The sequence below is a fragment of the Rathayibacter sp. AY1H3 genome (genome assembly GCF_002932015.1).
Map to the genome: position 1 here is coordinate 1 of NZ_PSUU01000007.1, position 15114 is coordinate 15114.

The window sequence follows — 15114 nt, forward strand, 5'->3', positions numbered from 1 at the left end:
CTCGAGCGCGGCGAGGTCGCGCACGTCATCGCGGACGCCTCCGAGACCGCCAAGTTCGACGAGATGGAGGGCGGCTTCGGCCGCATCGCGGTCGGCGGCCCCCGCCCTGCCCGCCGCAGCCCTCGTCTTCCCCCTGCTCGTCGGCGTCGCGCTGCTCGCCTCGGGCGCGACCGCCCTGCTCCGCGCCGCCGGTCCTCATGGCGTCCGGAGGCGCCTCGAGGAGTCCCGCGCCCTCACCGCGGCCCTCGGCGGAGGCCCTGGCGCGCGCGGATGCAGCGCTCCCGGTGTCCTTCCAGCCTGCCTGCGGGTCGTCGTCGGCGCCCTCCTCCTCCTGGCCGCCGGCCCGGCCTACACCGCGGCCGCCCTCGTCGCCGCAGCCCTCTGCGCACTCGCCCTCGCGCACGCCGTCCGCCGCTTCGCCCAGGACTCGGAGGGCGACCCGCCCGCCCCGGCCGCGGTCGCCGCCACGGCCGCGCTGCTCGCCTTCGCCACCGTCGCCGCGGCCCAGGGGATCCTCGGATTCACGGGCGTCCCGGCGCACCTCCGGGAGTTCGACCAGCAGGACCTGAGCTGGGCGGCCGCCCTCGTCGGAGTGGTCGCCGCGTGCGGCCTCCTGCAGCTGGCGGGACGCGCAGCGGAACCGGTGGCCGCACCGGCGGCGGGCGTCAGGCGGCGCGGCTGATGCTCGGAGCTCCGACGCTCGATGCGCCTCCGCACCTCGTCCTCGACGGCAGCGCGGTGCGGCTCGCGCCCGCGTGCGGCTCCGTCGCCGTGATCACCTTCTGGATGCAGTTCCACAACTCCGGCACCTCCGCCCTGCACGACCTCGCCCTGTTCTGCGGCTCCTTCACCGACGGCTCGGGCGCCGAGCTCGACTACGACGAGGCCCCGGTCACCGTGGTCGGCCGGCCCGAGCGGGTCGCCCCGGGAGCGGGATTCGTGGCCGTCGCGCACTACACGATCGCGCCGCTGAGGGCGCCCCGGACGCTCCGCCACTCCATCGTGCTGCGGGGCCGCACGAGCGACGACCGGCCGTTCACCGACGTCGCCGCGCTCGAGGTCCACGTCGATCCGAGGCGCACCCCGGAGGTCAGGTTCCGTCCCCCGATGGCGGGATCCGACACCTTGCGGTGGAGGTGAGCGACGATGCGATCGCATGAAGACTTCTCACCACCGGGCCGGATCGGCCAGGGTAGAGGGATCGCGTCGTACGGAGGACGCGCCAGAGGAAAGGACTCCGCCGTGAGGGGAATCGCAGAAGGCAGCCGACCGATCGTCGACCGCGGGGTGTCCCGCCGGGACACGGCGGCGGCCGCGTGGCTGGCGCAGAGCGGCGTCGACGTCCGCGCGAACGGCGCGTTCCGCATCGTGGCCGACACCCTCTGCAGCGACGGCGTCGACGTGCTCCGGATCTGGCACTCGCCGGCCCGCCTGCACCGCACCTCCGCCGCCGGCCCGGGCGTCCGCCTGATCATCCCGCTCGAGGGCGCGCTCGTGATCCAGCCGGACGATCCGGCGGCGCTCGAGGTCCGCGTCGCGCCGGGTGCCATCGCCTTCCTCCACTGCGACTCCCCGTTCACGATCGTGACCGACACCCCGAGCGCCCGCACCGAGATCGCCCTCGACCGCCCGCTGCTGGGCCTGGTCGACTCGGCCGACCGTGGCGCCGTCGTCACCGAGGCCGACGCGGCCAGCCGCGGCATCCTGCTCTCGACCGTCAACGCGACCTTCGGCTCCACCCTCGACGCCGACTCCCCCGCCTTCCCTCTGGTGCGGGCCGCCGTCGAGCAGCTGGCGGGCGCTGTGCTGGCGACCTCGCTGCCGCGCGAGAGCAGCGAGGACGTCTACACGCGCGCCCTCGCCCTGATCGCCGCGATGTCCACCGACCCCCGCCTCTCGGTCCAGGAGATCTGCGAGCGCCTCGGCGTCCCGAAGCGGACGCTGCAGCGCACCTTCGCGCGGAACGGCACCACCGTGTTCGACGAGATCCGCCGCGCACGCCTCACGACCGCGCGCGCCCTCCTCGGCGGGAGCGACTCCCCGCCCTCGCCCGAGCACGTGCTGAGCAGCTACGTCCGCTCGCAGCGCCTGCGCCGCGACCTGCTCCACCTCGAGACGGTGCCCGCCTCGAAGCTGGGCTGACCCCGGGGCCGCAGCGCTCTCCGCGTCGACAGCCCCGTGGGCTAGGGAGGCCACCGCGCGGGCGCACGCCTCCCATCCGGACGCTCCGGCTCGGTCGCACCGTCTCCGCAGCCGCCCCGCGCTCAGCCCGGGTACGGCACCGCCGCCGCCGGCCACCCCGAGCCCGCGAGCTCCGCGCGCAGACGATGGTGGTGCTGCACCGCGCCGAGGGAGTCGGTGCGGAAGGCGATGGCGAGGGCCGCGTCGGCCCAGTAGGCGTCCCAGCCGGAGTAGCGCTCGAAGACGCGGTCGCCGACCGCGGCCAGCAGCTCCCAGGCCCGCGCCGCCGGGAGGTAGCCGGCGACGTAGGCGTAGCGGATCGCGCCGATCGTGCGCTCGGCGTCGCCCGCGAGCAGGAGGAGCGGCGGACGCCCGTCGACCGCCTGGGCGAGCTCGAGGAGGTGGAACTCGCTGCCGCCCGTGAGCGCGGCGACTCGGGAGCGCATCCGCTCGGCGTCGGCGGAGGCCGAGACCTCGGCGAAACGGGTCGAGAGCGGCCCGCGGGTGAGCACGTCGGCGACCAGCAGCTCGACGTCGTCGGCCGAGGCGATGCGGAAGTCGCGGTCGAGCGCGACCCGGTGCTCGACGAGCGGATGCAGCGGCAGCTGCTGCCAGGGCGCCCCCTTCGCTCCGTCGGCGTAGCGGCGCCGCAGCTCCTCCGGGAGCTCGGCCCACGAGGGCTGGAACGCGAGGGAGGAGTTCCAGCCGGCGAACGAGAAGTCGCTGACCGCGTCGAGCGCGAGCAGCTGCTGCTGGCGGAGGGACGGGGTCGGCGAGTCGGCCGCGCCGAGGTAGGCGAGCTGCTCGCGGCGCGGCGCGCGCGCATCCCACTGCTGGAAGCCGACCGTGGCGGCGAGCAGCCCGAAGGCCAGAGCGAACGCGAACGCCGTGAACGCGACGACGCTCTCGCCGCCGCCGAGCGCGAGCCCCCATGCGAAGCCGACCAGGCCCACCGGAGCCGCGAAGGCCGTCACCAGGAGGGCGCGGCGTCCGGCGCCCTGCCCGCGCCGGTGCGCATCGGCCGCCCGCGCGTAGCGCAGCCGGGGTCGGACGGGGAACTCGACGTCTCCGGGATGGTTCTGCAGCGGCACGGTCGCAGCCTAGGGGCGCGGGTCGCGCCGATGTGTGCTTGCCTGGTCGCATGACTCTCGCCGAAGCACTCCTCGAGCGGGCCGACCTGCAGAAGCGGATCGAGGCCCTCCAGTCGCGGATCGTCGCGAACGCCTCCTACCAGGAGGGGGAGGAGCCGACCGAGGACCCGGCCGAGCTGCTCGCCGATTGCACGCGCGCACTGGGCGAGCTCGAGCGGCTGGTCACGGCGATCAACCTCACCAACGCGACGGCCACCACTCCCACCGGAGAGGTGCTGACCGCGGCGCTCGCCCGGCGCGAGGCCCTGCGCGCCCGGCACAGCCTCCTGACCCGCGCGGCCGACGCGGCCGCCGGCGAGCGCGGCTACCGCCAGCTCCGGAGCGAGCTGCGCCGCCTGCCCGCGCTGCCGGTGCGGGAGCTGCGCGAGCAGGCCGACGCCGTGGCGCGCGAGCTGCGCGGGCTCGACGCCGACGTCCAGAGGACGAACTGGGGGGTCGAGCTGCAGAGCTGACACGAGACGCGGTGAGTCGGTAGGCGCACCGGAGCGAGCACGCACCGTCGGGCCGGCGGTTCATCCGGCCCTCTGTCACGCGGTGGGCAGCGTCCCGGCTCCGGCCGTCACTCACAGCCCAGCACCGAGGACCGGTGACCGCGCAGACAGGACACCTCATCACCATGTGCTGGCCGGTGCGCCGAGGGCGGGTTCGGGGACCTCACCGCGTCTCGGGCGCACGCGGACGCATACCGGGTCGGGGCGGGATCTTCTCGAACGGGCACGTGGACGCACGCCGGGCTCGGGGCAGCGGCTCCTCGAACGGGCACGTGGACGCCTGCCGGGTCCGGGCCGGTGTCCGGCCGGTCGCGCCCGCCCTCCCCGCCGCTCAGTACTCGATGCGCCCGCGCCGGTCGTGGAACTCGCCCATCGGCCCGTCGGAGCCGAGCAGGGCGAGCGCGACGGTCGCGTCCGTGCCCTCGGTGACGGTCTGGTGCCCGCCGTGTCCGTTGAAGTCGGTCGCGGTGTAGCCGGGGTCGCTCGCGTTGATCCGCATCGCCGGCAGGTTCTTCGCGTACTGCACGGTGAGCGCGACGACCGCCGCCTTCGATGCCGCGTAGGGGATCGCGGTGACGGGGAACTCGTCGTGGCCCTCGGTGCTCAGCCAGCGCGGCCAGCCGACTCCGGACGCCACGTTCACGACGACCGGGGCCGCGGAGGCCTGCAGCAGCGGGAGCGCGGCCTGCGTGACGCGGACGATGCCGACGACGTTCGTCTCGAGGACGCCCGCCATCGCCTCCGGGGTGAGGTCGTCGACGCCGAACGAGGTGCCCAGCACTCCGGCGTTGTTGACGAGCACGTCGAGCCCGGGCAGGGAGGCGATCGCGGAGTCGACGCTCGCCTGATCGGTGACGTCGAGGCGCACGGGGTGGGCGCCGAGCGCGCGGGCGGCGTCGCCGTCGGCGGTGTCGCGCATGCCGGCGTAGACGGTGTGGCCCGCCTCGAGGAGTCGGCGGGCGGTCTCGAGGCCGAGGGAGCGGTTCGCTCCGGTGATGAGTGTCGTGGTCATGCGCCCATCCTGCGCGGGTCGTCGGGCCTCGACCAGGCCGCGCTCGACGGGGGGACCGGCAGTACCTGGCTCGGCGACGGCGGGCGGAGGAGGATGGGCGGCATGGAGGAGTTCGCCACGGTGCTGCGCTCGTGGCGCGACCGCATCCGTCCCGCCGACGTCGGCCTGCCCGCGGGCTCGGGCCGCCGCGCCACGGGCCTGCGCCGCGAGGAGCTGGCGGCGCTCTCGGGCGTGAGCGTCGACTACCTCGTGCGGCTCGAGCAGGGACGCGCACGGAACCCGTCGCCGTCGATGCTCCGCTCTCTCGCGGTGGCGCTCCGGCTCACTGACAGCGAGCGCGACCACCTCTACCGGGTCGCTGGCGCCGCCGTCCCCTCGCCGGGCGTCGTGCCGCAACACGTGAGCCCGGGCGTGCAGCGGATCGTCGACCGCCTGGGCGACGTGCCGCTCGCGGTGTTCACGGCGGCCCACGACATCCTGCTGTGGAACCCGCTCTGGGCCGCCCTCAACGGCGACCCCTCGGTGTTCACCGGGCTGGAGCGGAACCTCGTCTGGCGGCACTTCACCTCGGGCCACGCGGGCACCGAGTTCGACGCGCAGCACGAGGAGGACTTCGCGAGCGACCTCGCGGCCGACCTGCGCGCGGCGACCTGCGCGCGGCGACCGGGCGCTACCCGCGCGATCCGGCGCTCGCCGCCCTCGTCGCCCGGCTGCGCGAGGAGTCGCCCGAGTTCGAGCGGCGCTGGGCGGAGGCGCGCATCGCCGAGCACCGCGCGAGCCGGAAGACGGTGACGCGGACGCCCGTCGGACCGATCACGATCGACTGCGACGTGCTCACGGCTCCGGGCACCGACCTGCGGATCGTCGTCTACACGGTGGCGCCGGGCAGCGAGGACGAGGCGCGGCTCGACCTGCTGCGGGTGACGGGGCTGCAGGCGCTGAGCACGGCGCCGGCGTGAAACGGACGGGCGCGGCTGGGGCGCGCACAGCGGAGCGGGGCGCTGAACCGGGCTGAGCTGAGTCGAGCGGGCTGAGCCGAGCCGAGCCGGGCGGGGCAGGCCGGGCTCGTCCCACGGCGGGCGGGACCGGCTCGGCGCGGCCGACGGCGCGACCTGCCGATGCGGGCGAGCGGCGGCGAGTGACGGCCGAGGTGCACGGCGAGGCGCGTCTGCGGGGACGTCCGCACCCCCGGACCCCCGCCTCCCTGCTCAGGACGCGCAGTACGCGGTGATGAACGCGTAGAGCTCGCCCTTCTGCTCGGGGGTCGCGGCGACGACGACGGTGCCCTGCCGGCCCGCGGTCTCGACGGTGACCGGCAGGCGCGTGCCGACCTTGTCCTCGGCGAGCGCGTGGGTGTCGCAGCGGGTGGGGACGGCGTCCAGGACCACGGAGTCGAGGGTCCCGGCGGGCACGGAGCGGTCGAGGGTCCAGGCGTCGGCGGCGTCGGGCGGCTGCAGCAGGATCGTGGCGTCGACGCTGCGGAGCACGAGGGGGGTACCCCGGACGTCGGCGGTGATCGTGAGGCGCGCCGGCTCGTGCGCGGCGCCTCCGGACGTGTCGATCCGCAGGGCGAGGTCGGCGTCGACGCTGCGGGCGAAGCATCCGGACCGGGCGAGAGCGTCGACGAACGAGAACGGGTCGTCGGCGGGGTACGCGTGCTCGCCGTGGCCGTCGATGGCGAGGACGACCTCGAGCGCGGTGGGCGCCTCCGCGGCAGGGCAGGCGGGCTCGGGCACGTCGACCCGGAGGTCTCGCGAGGTCCCGTCGGGGACGCCCGTGCCGCCGGTCCAGGTGAGCGGGGCGGCCAGGCGCGGGTCCGTGAGGCGGGCCGCGGTGACCTCGATCGGGGCGCCGCTGCCGTTGTGGACCTCGAAGGCCATGGTGCCGCCGGCGATGTCGGAGCGGTTCTGCTGGACGGAGACGGTGACCCCGGGAGCCGGGGCGGACGCGGCGGAGGAACGGGCCGGGTCGGGGGTGGCCTGAGACGGGGTGGCGGTGGTCGCAGCCACGGTGGCCGCCGCGGTGCCGCTCGGGGCGCCCGTCGCGCCTCCCGGCGCGCAGGCCGCGAGGGCGGGCAGGAGGAGCAGCGCGGCGGCGAGGGCGCGGAGGCGTCGCATCGTGCCTCCCTCCGCTCGCCGTCAGTCTGGCGCCCCGGCCCCCTCTCCGCGAGCGGGCGCTCCGCCTCCCCAGCTCGATCGATGCGTCACGAACGGTCGCCACGGCGGCCGGATGACGACCGTTCGTGACGCATCGCCGGAGCGACGGGGGTGAGGACGGGGGACGCGCACCCATCCGGGTGTGCGTCCGCTCCGAAGAGAGGCGGGGATTTCAGGAGGAGACAGATGGCACGCGTTAGATGGCACGTCGGCACGATCGTCGCGCGAGTGCGCGCATCCGCAGCGATCGGGGCCTCCGGGCTCGACGCGGTGGAGCGGGCGGAGCGCCGGACCGAGGTCCTGCGCATCGCCGGAGGAGTCGACTCCGGCCGTCTCGGCGACGACCAGGCGATCGCGGCGTTCGGCCGGATCGTCGACGGCCTGCAGAGCGACCTGCCCGGCTCGGCGCTCGGCGTCTAGCCCGCGAGGCCGGCGTCCCGGTACCCGCCCGGAGCGGACACCCGCCGGGCCGACATCCCGAGCCTCCGCGGCGCTGAGACCCGCCGGGCGAGCGTGCCGACGGCCCACTGGGCGCGGAGACCCGGCACCCCGAGCACCCGCGCGCCGCGGAGCCCCGCTACCCCAGCGTCCCGAGCGCGATCCGCGGCAGCAGCCGCTGGATCGCGACGGCCGCCGCGCCGCGCGCCCACTCCACGAGCCCGCCGTCGTCGACGAGCAGCGCCAGGGGCGGAGCGTCCGGGTCGCGCGTGGCCGCGATCGCGGCGTCCACCACCGCGGCCTGCTCCGAGTAGAGGGCGACACCCTCCCCGGCCAGGATCACCGTGCCGGACATCGAGAGGTTGCCGATCGCGGCGATCATCGTCCCGAGCGCGTTGCCGGAGTCGGCGAGGATGCGCTCGGCACCGGGGTCGCCCGCGCGAGCGGCGGCGAAGCCCTCGGCCAGGGTCAGCTCGCGGCCGGTGGCGACGAAGAGCTGGCGGAGGAGCGAGGGCAGGCTGAGCATCGCGGTCGAGCAGCCGCGGTGGCCGGCCTCGCAGACGGGCCCGGTGGGATCCAGCGGGTAGTGGCCGCCCAGGCCGAGCCCCGCCTCCGGGGGCGCGACCACCCGGTCGTGCACCACCAGTCCGTAGCCCACGCCCGCGCCGACGGTGAGCACCGCGAAGTGCGGGATGCCGCGGCCTCGCCCGAACCAGTGCTCGGCTCCCGTGAGCGCGACCACGTCGTTCTCGAGGGCGACCGGCAGCCCGAGGGCGGCGGAGAGCGGAGCGGCGAGGTCGACGTCGCGCCAGCCGAGGAACGGCGCGCGGCTCACCCGGCCGTCGGCGGCGATGCTCCCGCCGAGCGTCACGCCCAGGCCGGCGAAGGCGGAGGGGCCGCCGAGCTCGTCGACGACCGAGACGATCGCGGCGATCACGTCGGCGGGCTCCGTGCCCGGCAGCGGGCGGACCAGCTCCCGCTCGGTGCGCGCGCGCAGGTCGGTGCGGACGGCGAGGACCTCGGTGCCGGTGATCTTCACGCCCGCGAAGCTCAGCGCGTCGGCGCGGATGTCGAGCGGCCGGGCGGGGCGGCCGACTCCGGTGCTCTGCTCGGGGCCCTCGACGACCAGGCCGCCGTCGAGGAACGGGCGCGCGAGCCGGGTCAGGCTGGCGGGCGAGAGGCCGAGGCGGCGGCCGAGCTCGGCCCGCGAGACGGGACCGTGGATCAGGACCTCGCGCGCCAGGAGCTCGGAGGAGCTCCCGGAGGCGTCCTCGGCGACGATGGTGTCGGTCACGGGGCTCCTTCTTTCCGGCCTGGTAGAAAGCTACCGGTAGCGCGCCGCCCCAGGAACAGATCCGGCCACTCGCGCCGCTCTTGACACCCCTATTACTTCTGCTCTAGAAATAAGCCATGCACCGCAGCATCGCCCCCACGAACGACTCCGTGACCCTCTCCGGCCGGGAATCGCGCCTCTTCCACTTGCAGGACGGGGGCACCAGCGTCGTCGTCGACGCCCGCCTCGTCACCTTCCCCACTATGGTGCACTGGGGCGCCGCGCTCGGAGATCTTTCCGCCGCCGAACTATCCGCCCTGGCAGACGCCGCCCTCCCCCAGCGCGTCTCGGGCGGGCTCGACGCCTTCGCGCCGTTCGGCCTCGTCGCCGTCGAGGCCGACGGCTGGCAGCACGCCCCCACCTTCGAGGGCACCCACGAGCGCGCGGCCGCGTCGGAGCGGTTCGAGGTCGAGAGCATCGAGGCGCTCGGCTCCGCCCTCCGGACCGTCGCCACGGGCGCGGGCGTCCGGCTGACCGTGGACCTCGAGGTCGATGCGGCCGGCCTGCTCACCCAGCGCGCCCGGGTCGAGAACCTCGACGCCCGCCCGTTCCGCCTCGAGCGCTTCGAGCTCGGCTTCCCGCTCCCCGCGACCGCGCGCGAGGTCCTCGACACCACCGGGCACCACCTCCGCGAGCGCCACCCGCAGCGCCGCCCGCTGACCATCGGCGAGCACACCCGCCGCACCCGCCGCGGCCGCCCCGGCGCCGACGCGACCCTCCTCCTCGCCGCGGGCACGCCCGGCTTCGGCTGGGAGCGCGGGCTCGTGCACGGCGTCCACCTGGGCTGGAGCGGCGACAGCTCGCTCCGCGCCGAGCGCACCGTCGAGGGCGTCTCGCTCCTCGCGGCCGGCGAGCTGCTGCGGCCCGCCGAGATCGAGCTCGCGCAGGGCGAGAGCTACGAGACCCCGGTCGCCTACGGCTCCTGGGGCGACGGGCTCAGCGCTCTGCAGGCCCGGTTCCACGCGTCGCTCCGCGCCCGCCCGCAGCACCCCGTCGCTCCGCGGCCCGTCACCCTCAACACCTGGGAGGCCGTCTACTTCGACCACGACCTCGCTCGCCTCACCGCCCTCGCCGAGCGGGCCGCGCGGATCGGGGTCGAGCGCTTCGTGCTCGACGACGGCTGGTTCCTCGGCCGCCGCGACGACACCGCCGCGCTCGGCGACTGGACCGTCGACCCCGCGGTCTGGCCGGAGGGCCTCACCCCGCTGACGGACGTCGTCACCGGCCTGGGCATGCAGTTCGGCCTCTGGGTGGAGCCCGAGATGATCAGCCCCGACTCCGACCTGGCCCGCGCACACCCGGAGTGGATCCTCGGCCCGGCCGGCCATCTCCCGGCCTCGGGGCGGCAGCAGCAGGTCCTCGACCTCTCGCAGCGCGGCGCGTTCGAGCACGTGCTCGGCGCCCTCGACGCGCTGCTGACCGAGTACCCGATCGCGTACCTCAAGTGGGACCACAACCGCGACGTGATCGAGGCGGTCTCGCCCGCCACCGGCCGCTCCGCCGTCCACGAGAACGTGCTCGCGCTCTACCGCCTGCTCGACGAGCTGCGCTCCCGGCATCCCGGCGTCGAGATCGAGTCGTGCGCCTCCGGGGGCGCCCGCGTCGACCTCGGGATCCTCGCCCGCACCGACCGCATCTGGACGAGCGACTGCATCGACCCGCTCGAGCGGCAGACCATCCAGCCCTTCACCCAGCTGGTGGTGCCGCCCGAGCTGATGGGGCAGCACATCGGAGGGCCGCGGTCGCACTCGACGCAGCGCACCCACTCGCTCGCCTTCCGCGCCGGCACCGCGCTGCCCGGCCACCTCGGCATCGAGTGGGACGTCTCGGATCTCGCCCCCGCCGTCGAGGAGGAGCTGACCGCCTGGGTCGCCTTCCACCGCGAGCACCGGGCGCTGCTGCACACCGGGACGGTCGTGCGCGCCGACCTCGCCGACGACGCCGCCTCGCTCTCCGGAGTCGTCGCCGCCGACCGCTCCGCCGCCCTCTTCACCTTCACCCAGCTGCGCACCGGCGAGACCTACCCGCCCGGACGGATCACGCTCCCGGGCCTGGACCCGGAGCGCACCTACTCCGTGGCGCTCGCCCCGGTCACGTCGCCGCTCGGCGGCCCCGGGCAGTCGCCGCTCGGCTGGGCCGAGCACGGGACCGCGCTCCGCGGCCGCGTGCTGGGCACTGTCGGGCTCCAGGCCCCCGTCCTCGATCCGGAGCAGCTCGTCGTGCTCGTGCTCACCGCCCTCTGACCCGCCCTCCCGACTCCGGAGCCGACCCGCTCCCCCGCCGCCGCACCTGCTCTCGCACCGCCCTCCGCGGTCGAGCGCGCCCTGAGACCTGTCCCCACGCGCAAGGAGGCGCCGCATGTCCGCTCATCCGCATCCCCCCGGGTTCTCCCGGCGGCTGTTCCTCTCGGTGCCGCTCGCCGCGGCGTCCGCCGCCGCCCTCGCCTCCTGCGCCTCCCCCGGCGCCGGGGGCGGAGTGACCACGCTCGACTTCTTCCAGTTCAAGGCGGAGGCGGTGGAGGACTTCGCGCGGATCATCCGCGAGTTCGAGGCGGCCAACCCGGACATCCGGGTCATCGCCAACAACGTGCCCGACCCCGACACGGCCATCCGCACCCTGCTCGTCAAGGACAAGGTGCCGGACGTGCTGACCCTGAACGGCAGCGGCTACTACGCCGACCTCGCGAAGGCCGGCGTGTTCCACGACTTCACCGGCGACGAGCTCGTCGAGCGGGTGAACCCGGCGGCCCTCGACATCCTCGCCGCCCTCGGCAGCTTCGAGGGGAAGGAGGTGAACGCGCTCGCCTTCGCGAACAACGCGGACGGGATCCTCTACAACCGCACGATCTTCGCCGAGAACGGGATCGAGGTGCCGACCACCTGGGACGAGCTGATCGCCGTCTGCGAGACGCTCACCGCCGCCGGGATCACTCCCTTCTACGGCGCCCTGCTCGACAACTGGACCGGCGCCCCCGCCTTCAACGCGCTCGGCGGGCAGCTGCAGCCGGACGGCTTCTTCGACGCGATGCGCGAGGAGGGAGCGGCGCTCGGCCCCGACTCCCCCGTCTCGTTCTCGAAGGACTACGCGACGACGATGGAGCGGCTCGGGCAGCTCTTCTCGTACACGCAGGAGGGCTCGTTCGGCCGCGGCTACGACGACGGCAACCAGGCCTTCGCCGCGGGCGAGGCGGCCATGTACCCGCAGGGCATCTGGGCGATCAACCCGGTGCGCACGAACAACCCGGACATCGACCTCGGCGTCTTCCCCTACCCGGTGCTCGACGACCCGGCGGACACGCAGGTCACCTCGGGCGTCGACGTGGCCGTCGCCATCGGCCGCGGCACTCCGAAGCTCGACGCGGCCCGCCGCTTCGTCGACTTCCTGCTGACCCCCGGAGTCGTCGAGCCGTACGTCGCGAGCCAGGCCGCCTTCTCGCCGCTGGTCGGCGCCGCACCCAACTCGGACCCCACGCTGGCCGAGCTGCAGCCCTACTTCGAGCAGGGACGGCTGATCGGCTTCGTCGACCACCAGATCCCCGCGAGCATCCCGCTCAACCCCACGCTCCAGGCGTTCCTCGCCAGCGGGGACGCCGACGCGGCGCTCCGGACCCTCGACAGTGAGTGGCGCAAAGTCGCGGCACGCACGACCAGGAAGTGACCCCATGACCACGACCACGACGGCCGCCGCGCAGGCGGTGGCGACCACTCCTCCGCCGCCCGCGCGCCGCAAGCGCACCATCGGCCGCACCTCGAAGACCTTCTACTGGATGACGGTCCCCGCCGTCCTGCTCTTCTTCGTGCTCCACACGGTCCCGGTCCTCACCGGAATCTTCTTCAGCTTCACGGACTACGCGGGCTACGGCTCCTGGGACCTGATCGGCGCCTCGAACTACCTCGCGCTCCTCCAGGACGACCGCGTCTGGAAGGCCTACGGGTTCACCTTCGGCTTCGCGATCGTGGCGACCGTGCTGGTGAACGTGATCTCGCTCGCCATCGCCGTCGCCCTCAACGCGCGGATCAAGTTCCAGACGGCGTTCCGCGGGATCTACTTCATCCCCTACGTGCTCTCGACCCTGGTCATCGGCTACGTGTTCCAGTACCTCTTCGCGAACTCGCTGCCGCAGATCCTCGGCGCGATCCCGGTGATCGGCGAGAACATCCTCGCGAACGCCGACTGGGCGTGGGTGGCGATCGTGGTGCTGGCGGTCTGGCAGGCCTCGGCCTTCTCGATCATCATCTACCTCGCCGGACTCCAGACGATCCCGGGCGAGCTCTACGAGGCGACCTCGCTCGACGGAGCGGGGAGGTGGCGGCAGTTCACCTCGATCACGTTCCCGCTGATCGCCTCCTTCTTCACGATCAACATGGTCATCTCGATGAAGAACTTCCTCCAGGTGTTCGACCACATCATCGCCCTCACCAACGGCGGTCCCGGCACCTCGACGGAGTCGATCACGCTGCTGATCTACCGCGGCGGCTTCCAGGGCGGCGAGTACGCCTATCAGACGGCCAACGCCGTCCTCTACTTCCTCATCATCATCGTGGTCTCGCTGATCCAGTTCCGAGTCCTCAGCCGCAGAGAGGCGTCGTTCTGATGACATCGACCATCACCCCCACGACCGCGATCGCCCTCGGCGAGCCCGAGGGGCGGCGCCGGCCCTCCCGCGACACCTACCGGATCAACTGGTGGGCGACCGCGCTCATCGCGGTCTGCTCGCTGACGATCCTCCTGCCGCTCTACTTCGCCGTCGTGACCGCGCTGAAGACGCCCGACCAGCTCGGCGGAACCGGGTTCGAGCTGCCGACCTCGATCTCGTGGGGCAACTTCGCCGAGGCGTGGACGGCGACCCGCTTCCCGCAGGCCTTCGTGAACACCGCGCTGATCACGGTCGGAGCCGTCGTGCTGACGCTGTTCTCGAACTCGATGGTCGCCTACGCGGTCGCCCGGAACATGCACAGGCCGTTCTTCAAGGGCGTCTACTTCTACCTGCTCGCCGCGGTCTTCGTGCCGTTCCCGATCATCATGCTGCCGGTGGTGAAGGAGACGGCCCTGCTGGGCCTGGACAACCAGGCCGGGCTGATCCTGCTCTACGCCGTGTTCGGGCTCTCGATCAACACGTTCATCTACACGGCCTTCATCCGCTCGATCCCCATCGAGCTCGAGGAGGCGGCGCGCACCGACGGCGCCTCGACCTGGCGGACCTACTGGCAGGTGATCTTCCCGCTGCTCGGCCCGATGAACGCGACCGTCGGGATCCTGACCTGCGTGTGGGCGTGGAACGACTTCATCCTGCCGCTCGTGGTGCTCTCGGACCCGTCCGCCCGCACCCTGCCGCTGGCCGAGTACGTCTTCCAGGGGCAGTTCAACACGAACTACACCGTCGCCTTCGCGTCCTACCTGATGGCGATGGCGCCGCTGCTGATCGTGTACCTCTTCGCGCAGCGCTGGGTGGTCAGCGGAGTGATGCGCGGGTCGATCAAGTAGCGGTCGCGGCGAGCGCCGCCTCGAGCAGGTCCGTGAGCACGGTGCCTCGCGAGCCCGCGTCCTCCGGGTGCCACTGCACGCACCAGAGCGGCGCGGACTCGTGCTCGAGGGCCTCGACGGTGCCGTCGTCGGCGCGGCCGACCACGACGAGGCCCTCGCCGGGACGGTCGACGGCCTGGTGGTGGGAGCTGCGGACGTCGAGCTCGGCGGCGCCGAGGATGCGAGCGAGGGCGCTGCCCGGCTCGAGCGCCACGCGGTGGTCGACCATCCCGGACAGGTGCTCGCCGGGGACCGACCGGCCCACGTGACCGGCGCCGGGCAGGTGCTGCACGAGGTCGCCGCCGAGGGCGACGTTGACCAGCTGCATCCCGCGGCAGATCCCGACCAGCGGGGTCCGCGTCTCGACGGCACGGCGGACGAGCGCGATCTGCGCGCGGTCGGCCGCGGGGAAGGACTGGCCTCGGTGCGGGTCGTCGGACCGGCCGCCGTAGAGGGACGGGTCGACGTCCTCCCCTCCGGTGACCACGACGGCGTCGGCGGCGGCGAGCCGGCGCTCGAGCTCGGCGGCGCCGGCCTGCTCGGCAGGGACGCGGTCGACCACGAAGCCCGCGGCGGTGGCGGCCGAGACGACGCTCGCGGTCAGCAGCTGCAGCTCGATCTCGAACTCGGGATCCTCGCGGCCGCCGTCGGCGACGTCGACGACGAGCAGGACGGGGCGGTCGGAGGCCATGCGGACATCGTGCCACCCGGCCGGCTCCGGCAGAACGTCGGCGGAGAGCAGTGCCCCTCGGTCGAGAGGCGAGGAACCGCGCGTCCGGCCGGCGTTCTGCGCGAGCCCGCAGACCTCTCCCGGGGTCTGGTCAGGATC

Annotated in this window: 15 protein-coding genes and 1 pseudogene; 11 read left to right on the forward strand and 5 right to left on the reverse strand. The window is 74.1% G+C overall.

Going from position 1 to position 15114, the window contains the following annotated elements:
• From C5C33_RS18380 to C5C33_RS04420, 3 genes are all read left to right on the forward strand, one after another.
• A partial coding sequence (locus C5C33_RS18380) for a hypothetical protein (RefSeq protein WP_104260507.1) occupies nucleotides 1-682 on the forward strand: 682 nt, incomplete at its 5' end.
• A complete protein-coding gene (locus C5C33_RS04415; protein ID WP_104227480.1) occupies nucleotides 682-1140 on the forward strand; it encodes a hypothetical protein in 459 nt (152 codons plus the stop codon). The genes C5C33_RS18380 and C5C33_RS04415, both read left to right, overlap by 1 nt.
• A 102-nt stretch (nucleotides 1141-1242) precedes the next feature.
• Nucleotides 1243-2142, forward strand: a complete 900-nt coding sequence (locus C5C33_RS04420) for a helix-turn-helix domain-containing protein (RefSeq protein ID WP_181065566.1) — start codon at nucleotides 1243-1245, stop codon at nucleotides 2140-2142.
• Nucleotides 2143-2264: 122 nt separating this feature from the next.
• Here C5C33_RS04420 and C5C33_RS04425 read toward each other — a convergent pair whose 3' ends face one another.
• On the reverse strand, nucleotides 2265-3272 hold the full coding sequence (locus tag C5C33_RS04425) for a DUF1266 domain-containing protein (protein WP_104260509.1): 1008 nt from the start codon (nucleotides 3270-3272) through the stop codon (nucleotides 2265-2267).
• Between the two features lie 50 nt (nucleotides 3273-3322).
• Here C5C33_RS04425 and C5C33_RS04430 point away from each other — a divergent pair, with 50 nt between their 5' ends.
• The gene (locus C5C33_RS04430; RefSeq protein ID WP_104224023.1) at nucleotides 3323-3784 is read left to right on the forward strand and encodes a DIP1984 family protein; all 462 of its coding nucleotides are present in this window, start codon (nucleotides 3323-3325) and stop codon (nucleotides 3782-3784) included.
• 370 nt (nucleotides 3785-4154) lie between these two features.
• Here C5C33_RS04430 and C5C33_RS04435 read toward each other — a convergent pair whose 3' ends face one another.
• A complete protein-coding gene (locus C5C33_RS04435) occupies nucleotides 4155-4835 on the reverse strand; it encodes an SDR family NAD(P)-dependent oxidoreductase (protein ID WP_104260510.1) in 681 nt (226 codons plus the stop codon).
• Between the two features lie 102 nt (nucleotides 4836-4937).
• On the opposite strand from C5C33_RS04435, the pseudogene C5C33_RS18930 reads away from it, so the two are divergent.
• Nucleotides 4938-5408: pseudogene (locus C5C33_RS18930) on the forward strand (helix-turn-helix domain-containing protein); the annotation flags it as partial.
• Nucleotides 5318-5794: a hypothetical protein gene (locus C5C33_RS18935; RefSeq protein ID WP_258069180.1), complete on the forward strand. Its 477-nt coding sequence runs from the start codon at nucleotides 5318-5320 to the stop codon at nucleotides 5792-5794. The pseudogene C5C33_RS18930 and the gene C5C33_RS18935, both read left to right, overlap by 91 nt.
• Nucleotides 5795-6043: 249 nt before the next feature.
• On the opposite strand, the gene C5C33_RS04445 is transcribed toward C5C33_RS18935, so the two are convergent.
• Nucleotides 6044-6952: a hypothetical protein gene (locus C5C33_RS04445; protein ID WP_104260511.1), complete on the reverse strand. Its 909-nt coding sequence runs from the start codon at nucleotides 6950-6952 to the stop codon at nucleotides 6044-6046.
• Nucleotides 6953-7177: 225 nt separating this feature from the next.
• Between C5C33_RS04445 and C5C33_RS04450 the strand changes: the two genes are divergently transcribed.
• Nucleotides 7178-7411, forward strand: coding sequence for a hypothetical protein (locus C5C33_RS04450; RefSeq protein WP_104297676.1), 234 nt, complete (start codon nucleotides 7178-7180; stop codon nucleotides 7409-7411).
• 157 nt (nucleotides 7412-7568) lie between these two features.
• Here the strand turns inward: C5C33_RS04450 and C5C33_RS04455 are convergent, their stop codons facing one another.
• Nucleotides 7569-8723, reverse strand: a complete 1155-nt coding sequence (locus C5C33_RS04455) for an ROK family transcriptional regulator (RefSeq protein ID WP_104260513.1) — start codon at nucleotides 8721-8723, stop codon at nucleotides 7569-7571.
• 116 nt (nucleotides 8724-8839) lie between these two features.
• On the opposite strand from C5C33_RS04455, the gene C5C33_RS04460 reads away from it, so the two are divergent.
• The 4 genes from C5C33_RS04460 to C5C33_RS04475 all read left to right on the forward strand — a co-directional run bounded on the left by C5C33_RS04460 (nucleotide 8840) and on the right by C5C33_RS04475 (nucleotide 14246).
• Complete coding sequence (locus tag C5C33_RS04460) at nucleotides 8840-11005, forward strand: alpha-galactosidase (protein WP_104260514.1); 2166 nt, start codon at nucleotides 8840-8842, stop codon at nucleotides 11003-11005.
• 115 nt (nucleotides 11006-11120) lie between these two features.
• Entirely contained in the window at nucleotides 11121-12419 is a 1299-nt protein-coding gene (locus C5C33_RS04465) for an ABC transporter substrate-binding protein (protein ID WP_104260515.1), read from the forward strand.
• A gap of 4 nt (nucleotides 12420-12423) precedes the next feature.
• Complete coding sequence (locus tag C5C33_RS04470; RefSeq protein ID WP_104225874.1) at nucleotides 12424-13356, forward strand: carbohydrate ABC transporter permease; 933 nt, start codon at nucleotides 12424-12426, stop codon at nucleotides 13354-13356.
• Nucleotides 13356-14246, forward strand: a complete 891-nt coding sequence (locus tag C5C33_RS04475; protein WP_347877594.1) for a carbohydrate ABC transporter permease — start codon at nucleotides 13356-13358, stop codon at nucleotides 14244-14246. The genes C5C33_RS04470 and C5C33_RS04475 overlap by 1 nt, the downstream gene beginning before the upstream one ends.
• On the opposite strand, the gene C5C33_RS04480 is transcribed toward C5C33_RS04475, so the two are convergent.
• Nucleotides 14239-14976, reverse strand: coding sequence for a gamma-glutamyl-gamma-aminobutyrate hydrolase family protein (locus tag C5C33_RS04480; RefSeq protein ID WP_104260516.1), 738 nt, complete (start codon nucleotides 14974-14976; stop codon nucleotides 14239-14241). The genes C5C33_RS04475 and C5C33_RS04480 overlap by 8 nt on opposite strands.
• Between the last annotated feature and the right edge of the window lie 138 nt (nucleotides 14977-15114).

Bases quoted from the DNA above. Each gene is read 5' to 3' on its own strand.
- C5C33_RS04430 (WP_104224023.1), top strand. From the start codon at position 3,323: ATGACTCTCGCCGAAGCACTCCTCGAGCGGGCCGACCTGCAGAAGCGG.
- C5C33_RS04470 (WP_104225874.1), top strand. From the start codon at position 12,424: ATGACCACGACCACGACGGCCGCCGCGCAGGCGGTGGCGACCACTCCT.
- C5C33_RS04475 (WP_347877594.1), top strand. From the start codon at position 13,356: ATGACATCGACCATCACCCCCACGACCGCGATCGCCCTCGGCGAGCCC.
- C5C33_RS04415 (WP_104227480.1), top strand. From the start codon at position 682: ATGCTCGGAGCTCCGACGCTCGATGCGCCTCCGCACCTCGTCCTCGAC.
- C5C33_RS04445 (WP_104260511.1), bottom strand. From the start codon at position 6,952: ATGCGACGCCTCCGCGCCCTCGCCGCCGCGCTGCTCCTCCTGCCCGCC.
- C5C33_RS04480 (WP_104260516.1), bottom strand. From the start codon at position 14,976: ATGGCCTCCGACCGCCCCGTCCTGCTCGTCGTCGACGTCGCCGACGGC.
- C5C33_RS04450 (WP_104297676.1), top strand. From the start codon at position 7,178: ATGGCACGCGTTAGATGGCACGTCGGCACGATCGTCGCGCGAGTGCGC.
- C5C33_RS04460 (WP_104260514.1), top strand. From the start codon at position 8,840: ATGCACCGCAGCATCGCCCCCACGAACGACTCCGTGACCCTCTCCGGC.
- C5C33_RS04435 (WP_104260510.1), bottom strand. From the start codon at position 4,835: ATGACCACGACACTCATCACCGGAGCGAACCGCTCCCTCGGCCTCGAG.
- C5C33_RS04465 (WP_104260515.1), top strand. From the start codon at position 11,121: ATGTCCGCTCATCCGCATCCCCCCGGGTTCTCCCGGCGGCTGTTCCTC.